Here is a 17,871-nt window from a genome sequence, read left to right as displayed (position 1 = left end):
AGACTTACACTTCAACTTTTACAAAATCGTCATTGCTCACCCAACGTTCGACAAACGTCTATCATTGAGACTGCATTTGCATTAAGTCGTTTACGACTTCTATTTACTACTGTGAGAATACCAGTGTGAGAGTATCGCAGCAGGTGTGAATTGCGGACCAAACTGTTCAGTTAATTGCTCTGAACGGCGCTTAAATGCGACAGCACCATAGTGATCAACGAACTGTAAAACACCGCCAGTCCAAGCTGGAAAACCTAAACCAAAAATTGAACCGATATTGGCATCACGGGTACTTGTCACCACCCCTTCTTCATACGCTCTGAGCGCCTCTAAGGATTGCACAAATAATAAACGGTCTTTCACCGTCTCTATATCCCAGTTATCTTGGGTTGGAAATACCGTCGTTAAACCAGGCCATAACTGCTTATGACCTTGCCTACTGTAATCATAAAAACCTGCGCCCGCTAATTTACCTCGTCGCTTTAAGGCCAATAACTTGTCTAAAACAGCATCAGCAGGATTATCTATGCGCTCTTTGCCTTCAGCTTTTAAATCTAGTCGCGTTTGATTACGTACATTATCCACCAGTGACAAACTCACCTCATCAATAATGGCGAGAGGCCCTAATGGTAAGCCAGCTTGAATCGCTGCATTTTCAATTACTTCAGCCGGTACACCTTCACTTAACATGCGCATACCTTCAGAAACATAAGTGAAAAATAAGCGTGAGGTAAAAAAGCCCCTGCAATCATTAACCACTATGGGCACTTTACCTATTTGTAATACTAAATCATACGCGGCAGCCAAGGTTGCCAATGAGGTTTTATCCCCTTTTATTATCTCGACTAGCGGCATTTTATCTACTGGAGAAAAAAAGTGTAAACCAATAAAGTTTTCAGGCTTTGTCGAAGCTGTCGCTAAACTCGTTATCGGTAATGTCGACGTATTCGAGGCCATGATGAGGCCATGACGATCACAACCCTTATCACAACTACCGCTAACATCATCACGCGTATCAGCAGCATCAATCGCAGCGAGAGTATCAGATATCGCTTGTGATTTAACTTTACGGTCTTCAAAAACAGCCTCAATAACCATATCGCAACCAATCAAATCGGTGTGAGCCTTGGATGGTATAATGCGTCTTAAAATTGCACCTTTTTCTTCATCCGCAAGTTTACAGTTCGCTAAAATAGAGGCTGTGTATGATTTAGCAAAAACAGCTTTTTCTATACTGATATCTTTTAGGATCACTGTGATGCCATGGCTTGCTAACGCATAAGCAATACCCGCCCCCATCATACCCGCTCCGAGTACACCAACTTTACTAAATTTCCTGACAGAATAATCTAGCGGGCGCGACGCTCCGGCTTTGACTTGATTATATTGATGCCAAAAAGTATTAATCATATTTTTAGCCACTTGATCGCTAATCACATTCAGAAAATAACGTGTTTCCAATCTTAACGCCGTGTCGACATCTACTTCAGCAGATTCAATCATGACTGCTAAAATGGCCTCTGGTGCCGGTAAATTGCCTTGTGTTTTTTGCTTTAACATGGCGGGCGCTTGCACTAACAAGCTCGCGATATTCGGGTTATTAACATGACCACCGGGGAATTGATAATTTTCAATATCAAAGGTCTGTCTCACTGGTTGTAGTTGTGACAAAATCCAATTCGTTGCTTGTGCCATCATTTGTACATTTGATGTCGCGATTTGATCAATTAACCCCAGTTTAACGCCTTCTTCACTGTCGAATTGTTTCCCTTTAAGTAGATACGGGATTGACGTTTCAAACCCTAACAAGCGTGTCATTCTGACGACGCCACCCACGCCCGGTATTAAACCCAAAGTAACTTCAGGCAAACCTAATGTTACTGTTGGTATATCCAATGCCGTATTTGTCACCAGTGCAATACGATAATGACAGGCTAATGCGAGTTCCCAACCACTGCCAAGTGCAGCACCATTGATACAAGCAACTAGCGGTTTTCCACATGTTTCTAACCAGCGCATAGACTCTTTCAGCGAGGATAATAATTGGAAACTTGCTTCAATGTCTTGAATCGCGCTATCGCTGAGTTCCGTTATATCGCCCCCAGCAAAGAAACTTGTTTTTGCTGAACGCAGAACAACACCGGTAAAGGTCATTTTTTTGAGTTGATTCACTGTTTTTACATAATCATCAATAAAACAACGATCAAGTAAATTAACTTTTGAATCGGCTTTATCGAAAATTAAATGTACTATTCCAGCATCATCTTGCTCTATACGAATTGATGTCGTACTACTAATTAATGACACGGTACTAATTAATGACATAGTTATCCCTCTACACGTTCAATAATTGTTGCAATCCCCATGCCTCCACCTACACACAAGGTAACAAGACCACGCTTTAGATTACGAGCCTCTAATTCATCTAATAACGAACCGAGAATAATCGCCCCCGTTGCGCCTAACGGATGCCCCATCGCAATAGAACCGCCGTTTACATTAACAATATCAGCCGAGATATTAAGTTCATTCATAAAACGCATCACAACAGCTGCAAACGCTTCATTCACTTCAAATAAATCAATATCCTCAACCCTTAACCCTGCCAAAGCTAATGCTTTCTGGGTTGCAGGGACAGGTCCCGTTAGCATGATGGTGGGATCTGTGCCAACGACAGCCGTCGCGACCACTCTTGCTCTGGGTTTCAAGTCCCACTTAACGCCAGCCTCCGCACTCCCAATTAATATCAGCGCTGCGCCATCAACAATACCAGAGGCATTACCAGGCGTATGAACATGTTGAATACTGCCGACTTGCGGATAACGACGCTTAGCGACACTATCAAACACAGCTTGTCCAAGCCGAGCAAAAGCAGGTTTAAGTTTAGCGAGGGACGTAACGGAACAATCCGCTCTAACAAGTTGGTCTTTATTAAGTAATAACATGCCATTACGATCGTGTACGGGGATCACTGAGTGATCAAACGCCCCCCGTTGCCACGCAGCCGTCGCACGTTGATGGGAACGTGCCGCAAAGGCATCTACATCTTCACGGCTATAACCATCGATCGTGGCAATTAAATCAGCACCGATCCCTTGTGGCATATAATCAGTCGCTAAACTGGTTTCAGGATCCATTGACCAAGCGCCACCATCACTGCCCATTTTCACCCGAGACATACATTCAATCCCACCAGCAATGACTAAATGCTCCCAACCCGAGCGTATTTTCATCGCTGCCATATTGATAGATTCAAGTCCTGAAGCACAAAATCGATTTAAACTCACCCCGCCAACATCATCTTTCCATCCAGCAACAAGCGCCGCCGTTTTAGCAATGTCTGCACCTTGTTCGCCAATCGGCGTCACGCATCCCAATACAATGTCATCGACCGCATCCGTATCAAAGCCATTGCGTTGTTGTAGGTGATTAAGTAAATCAGCTAAAAGATTAACGGGTTTGGCTTCGTGTAAAGCGCCACTGGGTTTGCCTAAACCACGCGGTGTTCGAATTGCGTCGTAAATGTAAGCTTCAGGGATCATGACTGTCTCCTAGCTAAAAATAAAGAAATGCGAAACCAGTAAACCTTGTGACTGCTTATGTTATTTTTCACAATAAAAAAAAGGTAAGCATTAATACAACAATAGCACAACAATTTAGGAACTTAGCGAATTAAGGTCTAACATAACAAGTGATTTGTGTTGTTATCGATTCACAATCGTAGTCTATGTATAATCACATTTTTCAATATTCTTGAATACTATCAGCCGAATTACCACTATTGTCTTTTAGTAATACATCAGCGCCGCGTTTAATAAGTAACGATCTTAGCTCCTTACGGCCAAATAATGTCGCATACATAACAGCTGTTTGCCCTGCTTTATTTTGCTGGTTTGCGTCACAATCACTTTTCAACAACATCTTAGCGATAGTGAACTCAGCTCTAAAAATGGCAGCCATAAGTGCCGTATTGCCTTTATTATCTTCAGCACACACATCTGTGCCACGTTTGATCAATGTATTCACAATAGATCGATTACCGTTATATGTTGCGATCATTAACGCGGTATAACCTTTATGATTTTTAATATCAATCGGTAAACCTGCATTCAAGAATTCAATCACAACCTCATCATCTCCAGTTCTTGCTGCTGCATGATAGTAAGGAGTAAGTTCATCATAGCCTTCATGAACGGTGAGTTCACTCGCATGTAAGTTAATAATCACAAGTAAGGATAAAACAGGTAATATCAAAAATATTAGTGGGAAAATCTTTTTTGGATTTAGCATTTTGTTAGTACTCAATTCATTTAATATATGCGAAATAATCGCCTTAAAAAGAAGATTATTTCGCATCATCATTACTTAACTTGTTTATAAGCTCATTGCTAATTTTTTAACTTTGACAAGATCACCGTTTACCGCTTTCGTTAATTGAGTGCCGTATTCAGTATCAGCTTTATAAAAAAAGCTCAACATCTTATGCTTAACTTCATTATTTTCGACAGCACCAAGATCACCCGATAAATTACGGATTAAATTACGCTGCTCTTGCTCAGTGAAACTACGATATAGCTCACCCGCTTGTGCAAAATTTTGTTGTTTATAGATAGCGCGTTGCTGCACATCTCCAGCTAACGATGGCGTAGAATGACGTGCAGCTTGATCTTCAACAACCCCTTCACGGCTTGGTTGATAATTCACATTAGACTGGGTTGTGCCAACATTTAGCACACCATCTTGATTATAATTAACCACGTTTACTAATGGACGATTAATCGGTAGTTGTTGATGATTCGCCCCTAAACGATACATTTGTGTATCAGAGTAAGAAAACACACGACCTTGTAAAAGCCGATCTTCAGACGGTTCAATACCCGGAATAAGGTTTGCTGGCGCCATCGCCACCTGTTCCGTTTCTTGGAAGAAGTTAGTCGGCATTCTGTTTTACGTCATTGTGCCAACTTTCGTCTCAGCAATATTAGTCCATACTTTGGTTGCATCAAGTGGGTTATAGTCAAAGTGATTAAGATCTGATGGGCTCATGACTTTGATATATAAATCCCACTGCGGGTACTCCTCTGCGGCGATACTGGCATACAAGTCACGGGTTAAATGCTGGAAGTCCGTAGATTGCACTTTAGCTACTTCATCTGCATCTAAATTATCAATGCCCTGCAAACTCTTCCAATGAAATTTCACATAGCTCACTTCACCACCATCATTAATCATCTTATAAGCATGAACACCAAAACCGTCCATTTTACGATAGCTTGCAGGCGTGCCATTATCGCTGTATACCCACGTCAACATGTGGATAGCGCCCGGCTCATTGGAAAAGAAATCAAACACACGGTTGGCATCTTGAATATTAGTCACGGGTGATGGTTTTAACGAATGCACCATATCAGGGAATTTAATTGCATCTCTGATAAAAAATACCGGCAGGTTATTACCAACCAGATCCCAGTTGCCTTCGTCAGTATAGAATTTAGTGGCAAAACCACGTGGATCACGTACTGTTTCAGGACTACCTTTACTGTGGCTCACCGAAGAAAAACGTACAAATACCGGGGTCTCTTTACCTTTATCTGCAAAGGGTGCTGCAGCAGTAATACCGCTAAAATCAGTACTTGCTACGAATACACCATGAGCACCTGCGCCACGTGGATGCACAACACGCTCAGGAATACGTTCACGCGCAAAACGCTGTAGTTTTTGAATTAACTGCACATCTTCTAATAGCACGCTGCCATTTGGACCTGCAGTAATTGAGTTTTGGTTATCACCAACTGGAGCACCATTATCTCGAGTGAGGGTTTCAGCTGTCACGTTAAAAGCAATACTTGCCGTTAAGGTGCTCGTTACGCTAAAAGCTAAGGCAATCACTAAAGGTTTTTTGTTAAAATTCATTTTCTATCTCACTCACACTATAAAGTATATTATCAAAGTGCGCAGTCTAATAAGGTTGGTATGATTTGTTAATACGTTATAACCTTACTCATCAAAAGGAATTAACTATCTAAAACTATATTTAAAACAAAGACTAAAATAGAATACCTATCAATCCAGTAGTCTATACAAATGAATATCAAACTGGACTTTTAGTACTAATGTATTGATAATCACCTTACTAATCGATTCTTAAATATAAATAAACTATGCCTCTTCGCGATTACCAACAAGCAGCTGTCGATGCCGCTTTAGCTCACTTTAGAAAATCAGATCAACCTGCTGTTATCACGTTGCCAACAGGCGCAGGTAAAAGTCATGTGCTCGCCGAACTTGCCCACTTAGCAAGACATCCAGTGCTAATCCTTGCCCATGTAAAAGAGCTGGTGGAACAAAATCACAGTAAGTTTGAACATGACGGTTTTGAAGCGGGTATCTTTGCGGCAGGGTTAGGTAAAAAACAACATGGCCTTAAAACCACCTTTGCCAGTGTGCAATCACTGAGCCGTAACCTGGATAAGTTTGAGGGTTTCTTTTCCTTGCTGATTATTGATGAATGTCACCGTGTCAGTTTAAGTGAAGATAGCCAATATCAAAAAGTTATCAGCCATTTAAAAAAAACCAATCCAAAACTAAAAGTACTTGGCCTTACAGCAACACCTTACCGTTTAGACAAAGGCTGGATATACAAAAAGCATTATCAAGGTTATGTCAGAACAGAAGACTATACCCCGTTTGAAAGCTGTATTTTTGAATTACCGCTACGCTATCTCGTGCAGAAAGGGTTCTTAACCACACCAACCGTAATCGATGCCCCCGTTGCCCGTTATCAGTTTGATGATTTGCCACTAGAATATAATGAAGTACAACTGGATCAATTTTTAGCTAAAAGCCCCCGTGTAACCCATGCGATCTGTAAGCAATTAATCGAGCTTGCAGCCAATCGTAAAGGCATCATGATCTTTGCTGCCAGTATCAAGCACGCAAAAGAGATCTTTAAACAATTACCAGACGAGCAAGCCGCTATAATCACAGGCAAAACCTCGATTAAAGAACGTGATGAACTGATTCGTCAGTTTAAAAGCAAGGAAGTTAAATACCTCGTTAATGTGTCAGTATTAACCACAGGTTTCGATGCCCCACACGTTGACGTCATCGCCATTTTACGCCGAACAGACTCCGTCAGTTTGTATCAACAAATAGCAGGCCGAGGCTTACGCCTTGCTGAAGGCAAAGCCGATTGTTTGATTATTGATTACGCAGGTAACGGATTTGATTTGTACCAACCTGAGATTGGCTCAAGCAAACCGAACAGCAACAGTGATCTGGTACAAGTACCCTGCCCAAGCTGTGATTTTGCCAATCTATTTTGGGGGATAACCGATGCCGATGGTGATATCATTGAGCACTATGGTCGTCGCTGCCAAGGATTAGTAGATGCTAGCAATGGCACTGAAGAACAATGCAACTACCGCTTTAAATACAAGCAATGTCCACAGTGTAATGCCGAAAATGATATTGCCGCTCGAGAATGTCAACAATGCCACGTGGACTTAATCGACCCCGACAACCAACTAAAAAAAGCACTGCAATTAAAAGATCGTAAAGTACTGCGCTGTTCGGGTATTTCAGCACAAGCCGATGGTGATAAAATCAAACTTAATTATCATGATGAAGATGGTGAAGTTGTTAAAGAAACCTTCTATTTCAGCAATAATAAGCAACGCCAACGTTTTTTCAGCATATTTTCAAGAACCATCACTGGCGCCCCAATTACAGCATCAACGGCAGAACAAATTACAGCGCAAATACAAGGGTTTGTGCCACCTGATTTCGTGATAGCAAAAAAGGAAAAATATTTCTGGAAAATTGAACATCGTATATTCGATTACAAAGGCAGTTATAGAAAAGCCAATCAAATATAGAGTTTAAACTCTAAAGATAGTGAACTAAAAACAGCCTTAAAAGCCTAAAATTAGACCAGTTGGCTGTCACGATTTAAAGGCCATTGTCAACAAAAATACTAGTAAAACTACCTATTTGGTAAATATACGTAAATAAACTATTTTAATAAACAAAATGCTTGATTGAGTTTAGTTAACATCTAAAATAGGTATAACAAACACATCTCTGAACGAGCTTTCAGCGAAAGTCATCTTTAACGATACTGCATGGACAAGCTCAGTTTCATATCAGAACTTATAACATATGTATAACACCCCGGAGTTAATCTAGTCATGAAAAAGTGGACCTTAGCCATGTTACTAATCGCACTCGCCTTATTTGGCAGTGTGATTGGTTTTAATCTTTTTAAACAGCAAAAGATTGCAGAATTTATGGCCAATAGACCTGAACCTGAGTTTCCAGTCACTGTTGTCGATATTAAGACATCGGATTGGATCCCAACTATTCAAGCTATTGGTTTTATCGAACCTAACCAAGGTGTAGAAATTTCTAACGAAATTGCAGGTAAAATCGATCGCATCTCATTTGACTCAGGAACAAAAGTAACCAAAGGTCAATTACTGGTTAATCTTGACTCTCGTGTAGAAAAAGCAAACCTAAAAAGTTCGCAAGCAAAACTGAACGCATCGAAATCTAAATTCTTACGCTACGAAGCACTTTATAAGAAAAATGCAGTATCAAAAGAAGCACTAGACGAATCTGAAGCTGCGTATTCTTCACTACTTGCTGATATTGAAAGCCAAAAAGCAGTGATTGAACGTCGCCAAATTCGAGCACCGTTCGACGGTGAAGTTGGTTTACGTAATGTATTCTTAGGTGAGTTTTTATCTGTTGGTACATCAATTGTGCGTTTAGAAGATAGCAGTGTTATGCGTCTTCGTTTCACTGTGCCACAAACTCAAATTTCGAAAGTATATTTAGGCCAAGTCGTTGAGATTTTTGTTGACTCTTATCCTGATACAGCATTCAGTGGTAAAATTAGTGCTATCGAGCCTGCTGTAAATTATCAAAGTGGTTTAATTCAAATCCAAGCTGATATTCCAAACAACGATTCACAGCTTCGTTCAGGTATGTTTGCACGTGCAAATGTCATTCTGCCAACAGTTGAAAAGCAAATTACAGTACCACAAACTGCCATTACGTTTACGCTTTACGGTGACAATGTTTACATTGTTAACGAAGACGAAAATGGTGATTTACGTGTAACACAATCAGTTGTCAAAGTTGGCGAACGTATTGATGCTATAGCTCATGTATTGGAAGGTGTTAAAGCCGGTGACAAAATTGTCACATCAGGTCAAGTACGTTTAAGTAATCACGCGAAAGTGCGCATTATTGAAAACGATACATTGAAAGTACCAGCTGAAACACCAATGCTTTAATCGGAGGATACATGCGCTTTACTGATATTTTTATCAAGCGTCCTGTTCTAGCGGTATCTATCAGCTTTTTGATTGCGTTGCTTGGCGTTCAAGCAATTTTCAAAATGCAGGTTCGAGAATACCCTGACATGACCAATACGGTTGTTACCGTAACAACTGGCTACTACGGTGCCAGTGCCGATTTGATCCAAGGCTTTATTACTCAGCCCTTAGAGCAAGCGGTAGCCCAAGCCGATAATATCGACTTTATGACGTCATCAAGTGTATTGGGTAGTTCAACCATTACCATTACGATGAAGCTAAATACCGATCCGAATGCGGCACTCTCTGATATTTTGGCTAAAACGAACTCGGTTCGTTCACAACTACCAAAAGAAGCAGAAGATCCAACGGTGACGATGTCTACGGGTTCAACGACTGCGGTAATGTACATTGCCTTTAGCAGTGATGAACTGTCTTCTAGTCAAGTAACCGATTATCTTGATCGTGTAATCAACCCACAACTGTTCACCATTAACGGTGTTTCTAAAGTAGACATGTACGGTGGTATTAAATACGCACTACGTGTTTGGTTAGATCCATTAAAAATGGCCGCTTATGACCTTACCGCAACCGAAATTATGGGTGTACTGAATAGTAACAACTATCAGTCTGCAACAGGTCAAGCGATTGGTGAATTCGTGCTTTACAATGGTAATGCCGATACCCAAGTAGGCAGTACTGAAGATCTAGAACGTCTTGTTGTATCAACAGATAAAGGTCAAGTGATTCGCTTAAGTGATATTGCAAAAGTTACTTTAGAGAAGAGCCATGATGTTTATCGCGCATCAGCAAATGGTAAAGAAGCCGTGGTTGCAGCCGTCAATGCCGCACCAACAGCAAACCCAATTAACATTGCTGCTGACGTATTAGAATTATTACCGGAACTAGAACGTAACTTGCCGACAAACATCCACATGAACGTGATGTATGACTCAACGGTTGCGATCAATGAATCAATCAAAGAAGTCATTAAAACGATCATCGAAGCAGCACTTATCGTTATCGTAGTAATTACCTTATTCCTTGGTTCACTGCGTGCCGTTATCATTCCAATCGTGACAATCCCACTGTCTTTGATCGGGGTTGCAATGGTCATGCAGATGTTTGGTTTCTCATGGAACCTAATGACTTTGCTGGCGATGGTATTGGCGATTGGTCTGGTAGTAGATGACGCGATTGTAGTATTAGAAAATATTGACCGCCACATCAAACTCGGAGAGTCCCCTTTCCGAGCCGCCGTGATCGGTACGCGTGAAATTGCCGTACCTGTTATTGCGATGACATTAACACTGGGTGCGGTATATGCACCGATTGCGTTAATGGGTGGCATCACGGGTGCGTTATTTAAAGAATTCGCGCTTACCCTTGCTGGTGCGGTATTCATTTCTGGTATTTTAGCATTAACATTGTCGCCGATGATGTGCTCTAAAATCTTATTAGCCAATGCGAAGCCAAGCAAGTTTGAACAAATTGTTCATGCTTTCCTTGAACGTAAGACTAACGGTTATGAAAGAATGATCAGCGCAGTAATGCACAAACGTCCAGTTATGATTGCATTTGCTGTTATCGTATTTGCAGCTATGCCATTCCTGTTCAAATTTATTCCAAGCGAACTTGCACCGTCAGAAGATAAAGGTGTATTGATGATGATGGGTACTGCACCCTCAAATGCTAACTTGGATTACATTGAAAATTCAATGAGTGAAGTTAACGCTAAGCTAAACGAACAGCCTGAAATTGCCTACGCTCAGATATTCTCTGGTGTACCTAGCTCAAACCAAGCATTTGGTATTGCGTCTATGGTTCCTTGGAGTGAACGTGAAGCAAGCCAAGGCGAAGTTGTTGATCGTATTACTGGACTTGTTAAAGATGTACCTGGCATGTCAGTTATTGCTTTCCAAATGCCTGAGTTACCAGGTGCTGGTTCTGGCTTACCGGTACAATTTGTAATTACGACACCGAATAGTTTTGAAAGTCTATTCCAAGTGGCAAGTGATGTATTAACAGAAGTACAATCTAACTCATTATTTGTGTATTCGGATTTAGACCTTAACTACGACTCTGCAACGATGAAGATTAACATTGATAAAGACAAAGCCGGCGCTTACGGTATTACCATGCAAGACATTGGTATTACACTTAGTACGATGATGTCTGACGGTTACGTTAACCGTATTGATTTAAATGGCCGTTCTTACGAGGTAATACCTCAAGTTGAACGTAAATACCGTTTAAATCCTGAATCAATGAATAGCTACTATGTACGTGCAGCTGATGGCAACGCAGTACCGTTAGGCAGCTTGATCACTATTGATGTCGTTGCTGAACCGCGTTCGCTTCCTCACTTCAACCAACTTAACTCTGCAACAATTGGCGCAGTACCGAGTCCTGGTGTCGCGATGGGTGATGCAATTTCATGGTTCGAAAACACAGCGTCCTCAATGCTTCCAAAAGGTTACCGTTATGACTTTATGGGTGAATCTCGTCAGTTTGTAACTGAAGGTAGTGCTTTGTACATGACCTTTGCGCTTGCATTGGCAATCATTTACCTTGTACTAGCTATTCAGTTTGAATCAGCACGTGATCCTTTAGTTATTATGGTATCTGTACCACTTGCTGTATCTGGTGCGTTAATATCACTGGCATGGGGCTTATCAACCATGAATATTTATTCTCAGGTTGGTTTGATTACCCTCGTCGGTTTGATTACTAAGCACGGTATCTTGATTTGTGAAGTTGCAAAAGAAGAACAGTTACATCACGGTAAGAGCCGAACAGAAGCGGTAATTGAAGCAGCTAAAGTACGCCTACGTCCAATTCTAATGACAACAGCAGCAATGATTGCGGGTCTTATCCCGTTAATGTATGCAACTGGTGCGGGTGCAGAACAGCGCTTTAGTATTGGTCTAGTGATTGTATCTGGTCTTGCGATTGGTACACTGTTTACACTATTCATCTTACCTGTGATTTATTCATTCCTTGCGACTGAACACAAACCATTACCGGTTTTCGTTGAAGACGCAGAGTTAGAAGAAAGTGATAAACAACATGCAATTGAATGTGCAAAATTTGCCGCTGCTGAAAAACCAGCAAGTTAATTCCTGCATATAAACGGCAGTAATACATGCCATCGTTAGTTCTAAATCAATATCTGGTTAGAATTGATGTAAAGAGGTCGCTTATGCGACCTTTTTTTTACCCATAACTTAAGTTAAAAGGTATATTAAACGCCGAGTTAGTTTTAGCCCCTTCATCCTGTAATTGAGTATTCATCATGACTTCTTTAGACAACTTCCCTATTCCCTTACTTGGCTTCGCCGCATTCAGTGGTACAGGTAAAACAACCTTAATTACCCAACTACTACCAAAGTTAACTGAGCGCGGTTTACGTATCGGTATGGTAAAACACAGCCATCATGATATCGAAATGGATAACCCGAACAAAGACAGCTTTAAACTACGCAAGGCCGGTGCTTGCCAAATGGTTTTAGCGTCACCGCACCGGACTATTTTATTTTCAGAGCAGGATGAACCTGTCGAGCCGCAATTAATCACACAGCTTAATTGGTTAAATACAGATGAATTGGATTTGGTGTTAGTTGAGGGGTTTCGGCATGAGGCATTTACCAAAATAGAACTGCATCGACCGAGTTTAGGTAAGCCATTACTCGCCATCAATGACGCACACGTGATCGCAATCGCCACAGATGCAGCGATAGATAAAAAGCAGTTACTTAATAGAAAGTTAACTTATTTAGCCTTGAACGACATTGATGCAATCACCGACTTTATCATGCATTATAGCCAACAATCTTAAGCTGAAATATGCTAAACATTTGGGATTGTGTTTAAGATCGTTAAGTTATCAAGATACTCTTGATAACTTGATTCGATATCAATATCACAGGCAGTTAAATCCGTCATCGCAATTTTTTCTAGCGTTTCAAGTTCTACAATACTTTCTTGCAACGCAAGTTGCTGCTCTCGCAACTCATCAAGTCGTGTACGGCTCTGATGTAACATATATAACATACGAGGTGGGCTATCAGGTTTATCATCATACAGCGCCAAATAATGCTTTGCGGACTCCAGACTAATGCCTAAACGCTTACTGCGTAAGATAATGATTAAACGAGCACGTTGACGATAATCATAATACATAAATCGTCCACGACGTTCAGATTGCAACAACCCCTTCGTTTCATAAAAACGGATAGCGCGCCGCGTGATCGAGAATTCATCAGCAAGATCTGCAGCGGTATAATACGTCGTCATTTAATCTAACCCTTATTTAAAACAGCGCTTTGCTTAACAATGAATAATTTACCACAAATTTAGTCTATTGCTTAATTTAAACCATAATTAGTGTTGCAGTACTCGTCAAACGAATTGAATACAGCAAGTCTGTAGAGGTTAGTTATGCGTATCCCTAAATTACAATCAAACCAATATTCATGGTTTATACGTCCATTTCTATGGTTACTCGCGAGACAGCAAAATAAAATTTTAAAACCAGCACAAATATTAGGCCGTCGACCAAAATTATTCACCGCCACCTTGTTACTATACAAAACGATTAATAGAAAAACCTCGCCTATTGAACCTTACATACACGCTTTAATGAGCGTACGTGTAGCGCAATTGAATCAGTGTGAATTCACCATCGAGCATGACTCAAAAATATTACGGAACCTAAAAAATAGACTGGATAAAGATAAGCTAATGGATTGGACAAATTGCAGTGACTTCAAACCTAAAGAGTGTGCAGTACTGGCATACACAGATGCGATAACAGACACAGGACAGCACGTAACAGATAGGCATGTAGACCAACTACGATGCTATTACAATGATGACGAGATCGTTGAATTAACGACTATAATCTCATTTCAAAACATGACAACAAAATTTAATTCTGCGTTCGATATGTGTCGAAAAACACGGTAACACTCCTTTAAGACTCACTTAAATAAACCCTTAAAAGAAAAAAACGAGATATTAATACCTAATTTAAGTATCAATATCTCGCTCACATTTTACCTGTTGTAAAAATTAACGGCCCATACGTTTCAACGCAGAAGTCGAAAAGTCTTTACGCTTCGCTTTCACATCAAACTGAATGCCTTTACGTTCTTCATTATTCAGGCCAGTCACTAAGTAACGACCCGCTATCACGTCATACAAGGTTTCTGCCGCAAACCAGTTCACGTCAGCATTATAATACTGAACAGAATGTGCTTCAGCTACGCGCCATAAGTTGCCACGTGCGTCATAGTGGTCGATAACACCTGCTTGCCAGCTGTCTTCATCAATAAAGAAGTTACGCTGTGCATAAACATGACGTTGACCGTCTTTTACTTTTGCTTGAACTTCCCACACACGGTGTTTCTCGTAACGTGTGTATGCTTGATTAATATGACCTGGCTTTACAATATCTTTATACTCAAGATCTGTAGAAGAAAGGTTATAAGAGTTATATGGAATATAGAGCTCTTTCTTACCTACAAGAGTCCATTCATAACGATCAGGAGCACCATTATACATATCATAGTTATCTGACGTCCGTGAACCTTCTACGCCAATACCTTCGCCATCATACGATACATTTGGCGCACGACGAACACGGCGTTGACCCGAGTTATAGATCCACGCTTTACGGGGCTCTTTTACCTGGTCTACAGTTTCATGAACAAGTGCAATGGTGCCTGTTAAACGTGCAGGTGCAATAATACGCTGCATATAATAGAACAAGATATTGTCATCTTTCTTGGCATCACGACCGCCCTTTAGGGCTTCAGGGATATAAAATTTATCTTCTACTTTAACTGCGGTATACGCACCATTACGCTGTACAGGGATAGTTGTGATAACACGCTCTGCATGACCACCACGGTAACGAGTAATGTGGTTCCAGATAACTTCTAAGCCGTTTTCAGGAATCGGAAATGGGATCGTAATATTAAAATCATTTAGACCATTACCGCCATCTGCTAACGTGGCATTAAGGGCATTGCCTTTAATCGTGTCATAAATATCATCTGATTGCGCGAAACTACGTCGTGTTTCATAAACAGGCATAGTGTAAGTATCAGGGTACTTCTTAAACATCGCTAACTGACCAGGTGTTAAGTTATCTTTATACTTATCCACATTCGCAGCTGTAATAACAAACTGCGGTTTATCTTCAGCAAATGGGTTAGTTACTCGATCGTTTTTACCAAAATCAGTGCCAAGAATGGCATTAGTAATGCCACCTGTCCATGCCGGAATAGTGCCATCAGCATTACCTGCAGTAACAGCACCGACGGGGGTTAATTCTTTACCTAGTTTGGCCGCATCTGCTTCACTCACTTTCGCAAGAGTTGATGCCGAGAATGCCATCGCCACAGAAATGGCAGCTACGCTATATGCTTTATTGAACACTTTCATAATTAAAATCCTTTTCTAAAACTTCTATTCGCTATATCCGTATTCATCATCTGACAACTTATTGCTGATTCTCATTATTAGAATGAAATACCAACGGCAGCAGATACGTAATCACGATCAGACAATGGGTTAAAATCACCACCGAACTGAGTATAACTTACCGACATAGAGTACATGTTTAAATAATCAGCCTTCAATGCTAGATTTACACCCGTACGACCTTCTTGGAAAGTACCTTGTGGTTCAGGGCTGTAACCATATACATCATGTGACCAAGCGACTGATGGCGCTAAATCAACACCGGCGAAAACATTACGGTAATCCGCTTTTACAGCTAAACGGTAACCGGCACTGTCTGTTGTTGTATAGCCATCATCGTCGATACCGACACCATCAAAACTAGTACCATATACAGTTGCACGACCATATTTAATATCATCATCGCCTTCAGGCAAATCCCAAACGTGGCCATAACCTAATTCAGCAACCGTGGTGATACGGTCTGTACCAAGGGCTTTATCGAAAAATTTAATAAATGTTAACTGTGATTGGGTATAGTCATAACGGTGGAAACCATCAACTGTTTCACCCGCATTAGCTTCTCTATATTCAGGAGTTAGCGGAGAACGAGGGTCATCACTTAATGCCGATGCTAATAGGTCTGCGCCATTTATTTGTAATGGCATATCTAGACGGTGGCTGATTTCACCAGACACAGCCCATTCTGAAACGGTTGTATTAAAACTAAGACCAAACAATTGAATGTCTTCAGGATAAACCGTGTGATAGTTAGGATTATATGTAGCAGGATCAACACCTGGTGGTAATGGTGTCGTACCAATTGGAATAAATGGTAAGCCAATTGAGCCTGCGCCATTATACTCACCCGCTTCAGCACTTGCATAAGGCAAGCGAGAATGATAATTCATATAATACAAACCAAATTCAGTCGCGTTTAGGCTTTCTGCATAGTACTTAAATGCCACACCAAACTGACCATCATCAGAGGCCATTTCATCAGTTCCACGTGTTGCATATATGCCAGAATCGTACAAACCTTTATCTGTCAAACCAGTTCCAGGATCCACCACTAACGTATTACAACCTTCGGCTAAATAATCCGCGGTAGAGAAATAAGTACCACAGCTATCAATCACTGTTGGTTCAAACTCTAATTGATAAAAAGCTTCAACACTTAAATTATCCGTTAATCCTATATTGGCAAAAATCATATTAACCGGTAATAAACCTTCTTTCACTTCAGCACCAGGGCGACGGAAAGCGGCTGCATCCACGGGATTAACCGCGTTAATACCACCTTGAATGAATGAGCTTTCACCCCAGTTAACAACTTGCTTACCAAGTCGTAAATCAACAGCTGTATCACCTAGGTAAAAACCAGTAAAGATATAAGCATCAAGTAACGCAACGCCTTTTGATTTAGTTAAATCATTAAAATCATCATCATTAATTGGCTCATTGGCAACATAACCATTAGTACCACTACCGTGATGCACATCGTTTTGATCTAATGCGTAGTCATACCAATACTTACCACGAACAAAGGCACCAAATGTTGTACCTTCTTCGGTTTCATACGTTAAACCAAGATCATGAATACCCTTGATTGTTTGAGTAAATGCATCGCCTTTGTCGTAATTTAAGTTACCATCATCACCGGTTGGTGTATTTCCAGCTAGACCACCATTACCGACACCAACATTCTTCGCATCTTGTTCTTCAACACGCCAGCTTGAGCCTGCGGTGATTTGCGAGTTGAATGAACCTTCAACATCACCCCAATTAAATTCAATCGCTTGTGGTGCTGCGGTATAGCCTGAAACGATAAGTGCAAGCGCAATGGGGGTAGTTTTAAAATATTTCTTCTGAGTTGTTTTTTTCATTATAGTATCCATCCTATACCTTTAATTTGTTTTCATTCCATTAACAATTAGGTCGTAGGTATTATATTCACATAATACTTTTAGCACACAGTGTCAGATATAGGCCAAACGTGCCAAATCATTGTCAATCGGAGCCACGACGATATTTTATGCGATGTAGCTCAAAGATTTAGAAGTAATGATGAAACTTAACATTG

General features: G+C 40.7%; 11 protein-coding genes and 1 pseudogene. 5 read left to right on the top strand and 7 right to left on the bottom strand.

Annotation, left to right across the window (positions count from 1 at the left end):
* Positions 1–99: 99 nt before the first annotated feature.
* The 4 genes and pseudogenes from FR932_RS06055 to FR932_RS21620 form a co-directional block, all read right to left on the bottom strand.
* Positions 100–2,325 (bottom strand): 3-hydroxyacyl-CoA dehydrogenase NAD-binding domain-containing protein, encoded by a 2,226-nt coding sequence (locus FR932_RS06055; RefSeq protein WP_019439739.1) that lies wholly within the window; start codon positions 2,323–2,325, stop codon positions 100–102.
* Positions 2,326–2,327: 2 nt separating this feature from the next.
* The gene (locus tag FR932_RS06050; RefSeq protein WP_019439740.1) at positions 2,328–3,542 is read right to left on the bottom strand and encodes an acetyl-CoA C-acetyltransferase; all 1,215 of its coding nucleotides are present in this window, start codon (positions 3,540–3,542) and stop codon (positions 2,328–2,330) included.
* 202 nt (positions 3,543–3,744) lie between these two features.
* Positions 3,745–4,290 (bottom strand): ankyrin repeat domain-containing protein, encoded by a 546-nt coding sequence (locus FR932_RS06045; RefSeq protein ID WP_240532340.1) that lies wholly within the window; start codon positions 4,288–4,290, stop codon positions 3,745–3,747.
* Positions 4,291–4,374: 84 nt separating this feature from the next.
* Positions 4,375–5,913 (bottom strand): annotated as a pseudogene (locus tag FR932_RS21620) (catalase).
* Positions 5,914–6,161: 248 nt separating this feature from the next.
* Between FR932_RS21620 and radD the strand changes: the two are divergent.
* From radD to mobB, 4 genes are all read left to right on the top strand, one after another.
* Entirely contained in the window at positions 6,162–7,877 is a 1,716-nt protein-coding gene (gene radD / locus FR932_RS06030; protein WP_019439744.1) for a DNA repair helicase RadD, read from the top strand.
* 312 nt (positions 7,878–8,189) lie between these two features.
* The gene (locus FR932_RS06025; protein WP_019439745.1) at positions 8,190–9,299 is read left to right on the top strand and encodes an efflux RND transporter periplasmic adaptor subunit; all 1,110 of its coding nucleotides are present in this window, start codon (positions 8,190–8,192) and stop codon (positions 9,297–9,299) included.
* Between the two features lie 11 nt (positions 9,300–9,310).
* On the top strand, positions 9,311–12,439 hold the full coding sequence (locus FR932_RS06020) for a multidrug efflux RND transporter permease subunit (protein WP_019439746.1): 3,129 nt from the start codon (positions 9,311–9,313) through the stop codon (positions 12,437–12,439).
* A gap of 176 nt (positions 12,440–12,615) precedes the next feature.
* The gene (gene mobB, locus FR932_RS06015; RefSeq protein ID WP_019439747.1) at positions 12,616–13,158 is read left to right on the top strand and encodes a molybdopterin-guanine dinucleotide biosynthesis protein B; all 543 of its coding nucleotides are present in this window, start codon (positions 12,616–12,618) and stop codon (positions 13,156–13,158) included.
* A gap of 11 nt (positions 13,159–13,169) precedes the next feature.
* On the opposite strand, the gene FR932_RS06010 is transcribed toward mobB, so the two are convergent.
* Entirely contained in the window at positions 13,170–13,616 is a 447-nt protein-coding gene (locus FR932_RS06010) for a MerR family DNA-binding protein (protein WP_019439748.1), read from the bottom strand.
* A gap of 144 nt (positions 13,617–13,760) precedes the next feature.
* Here FR932_RS06010 and FR932_RS06005 point away from each other — a divergent pair, with 144 nt between their 5' ends.
* Entirely contained in the window at positions 13,761–14,288 is a 528-nt protein-coding gene (locus tag FR932_RS06005) for a carboxymuconolactone decarboxylase family protein (RefSeq protein WP_019439749.1), read from the top strand.
* 105 nt (positions 14,289–14,393) lie between these two features.
* Here FR932_RS06005 and FR932_RS06000 read toward each other — a convergent pair whose 3' ends face one another.
* A complete protein-coding gene (locus FR932_RS06000; protein ID WP_019439750.1) occupies positions 14,394–15,770 on the bottom strand; it encodes a DUF1329 domain-containing protein in 1,377 nt (458 codons plus the stop codon).
* A 77-nt stretch (positions 15,771–15,847) separates the two neighbouring features.
* Positions 15,848–17,674, bottom strand: coding sequence for a DUF1302 domain-containing protein (locus FR932_RS05995; protein ID WP_019439751.1), 1,827 nt, complete (start codon positions 17,672–17,674; stop codon positions 15,848–15,850).
* Positions 17,675–17,871: the final 197 nt, after the last annotated feature.

The organism is Moritella marina ATCC 15381 (assembly GCF_008931805.1).
GTDB classification, from domain to species: domain Bacteria; phylum Pseudomonadota; class Gammaproteobacteria; order Enterobacterales; family Moritellaceae; genus Moritella; species Moritella marina.
This window is presented reverse-complemented; position numbering and strand designations above follow the sequence as displayed.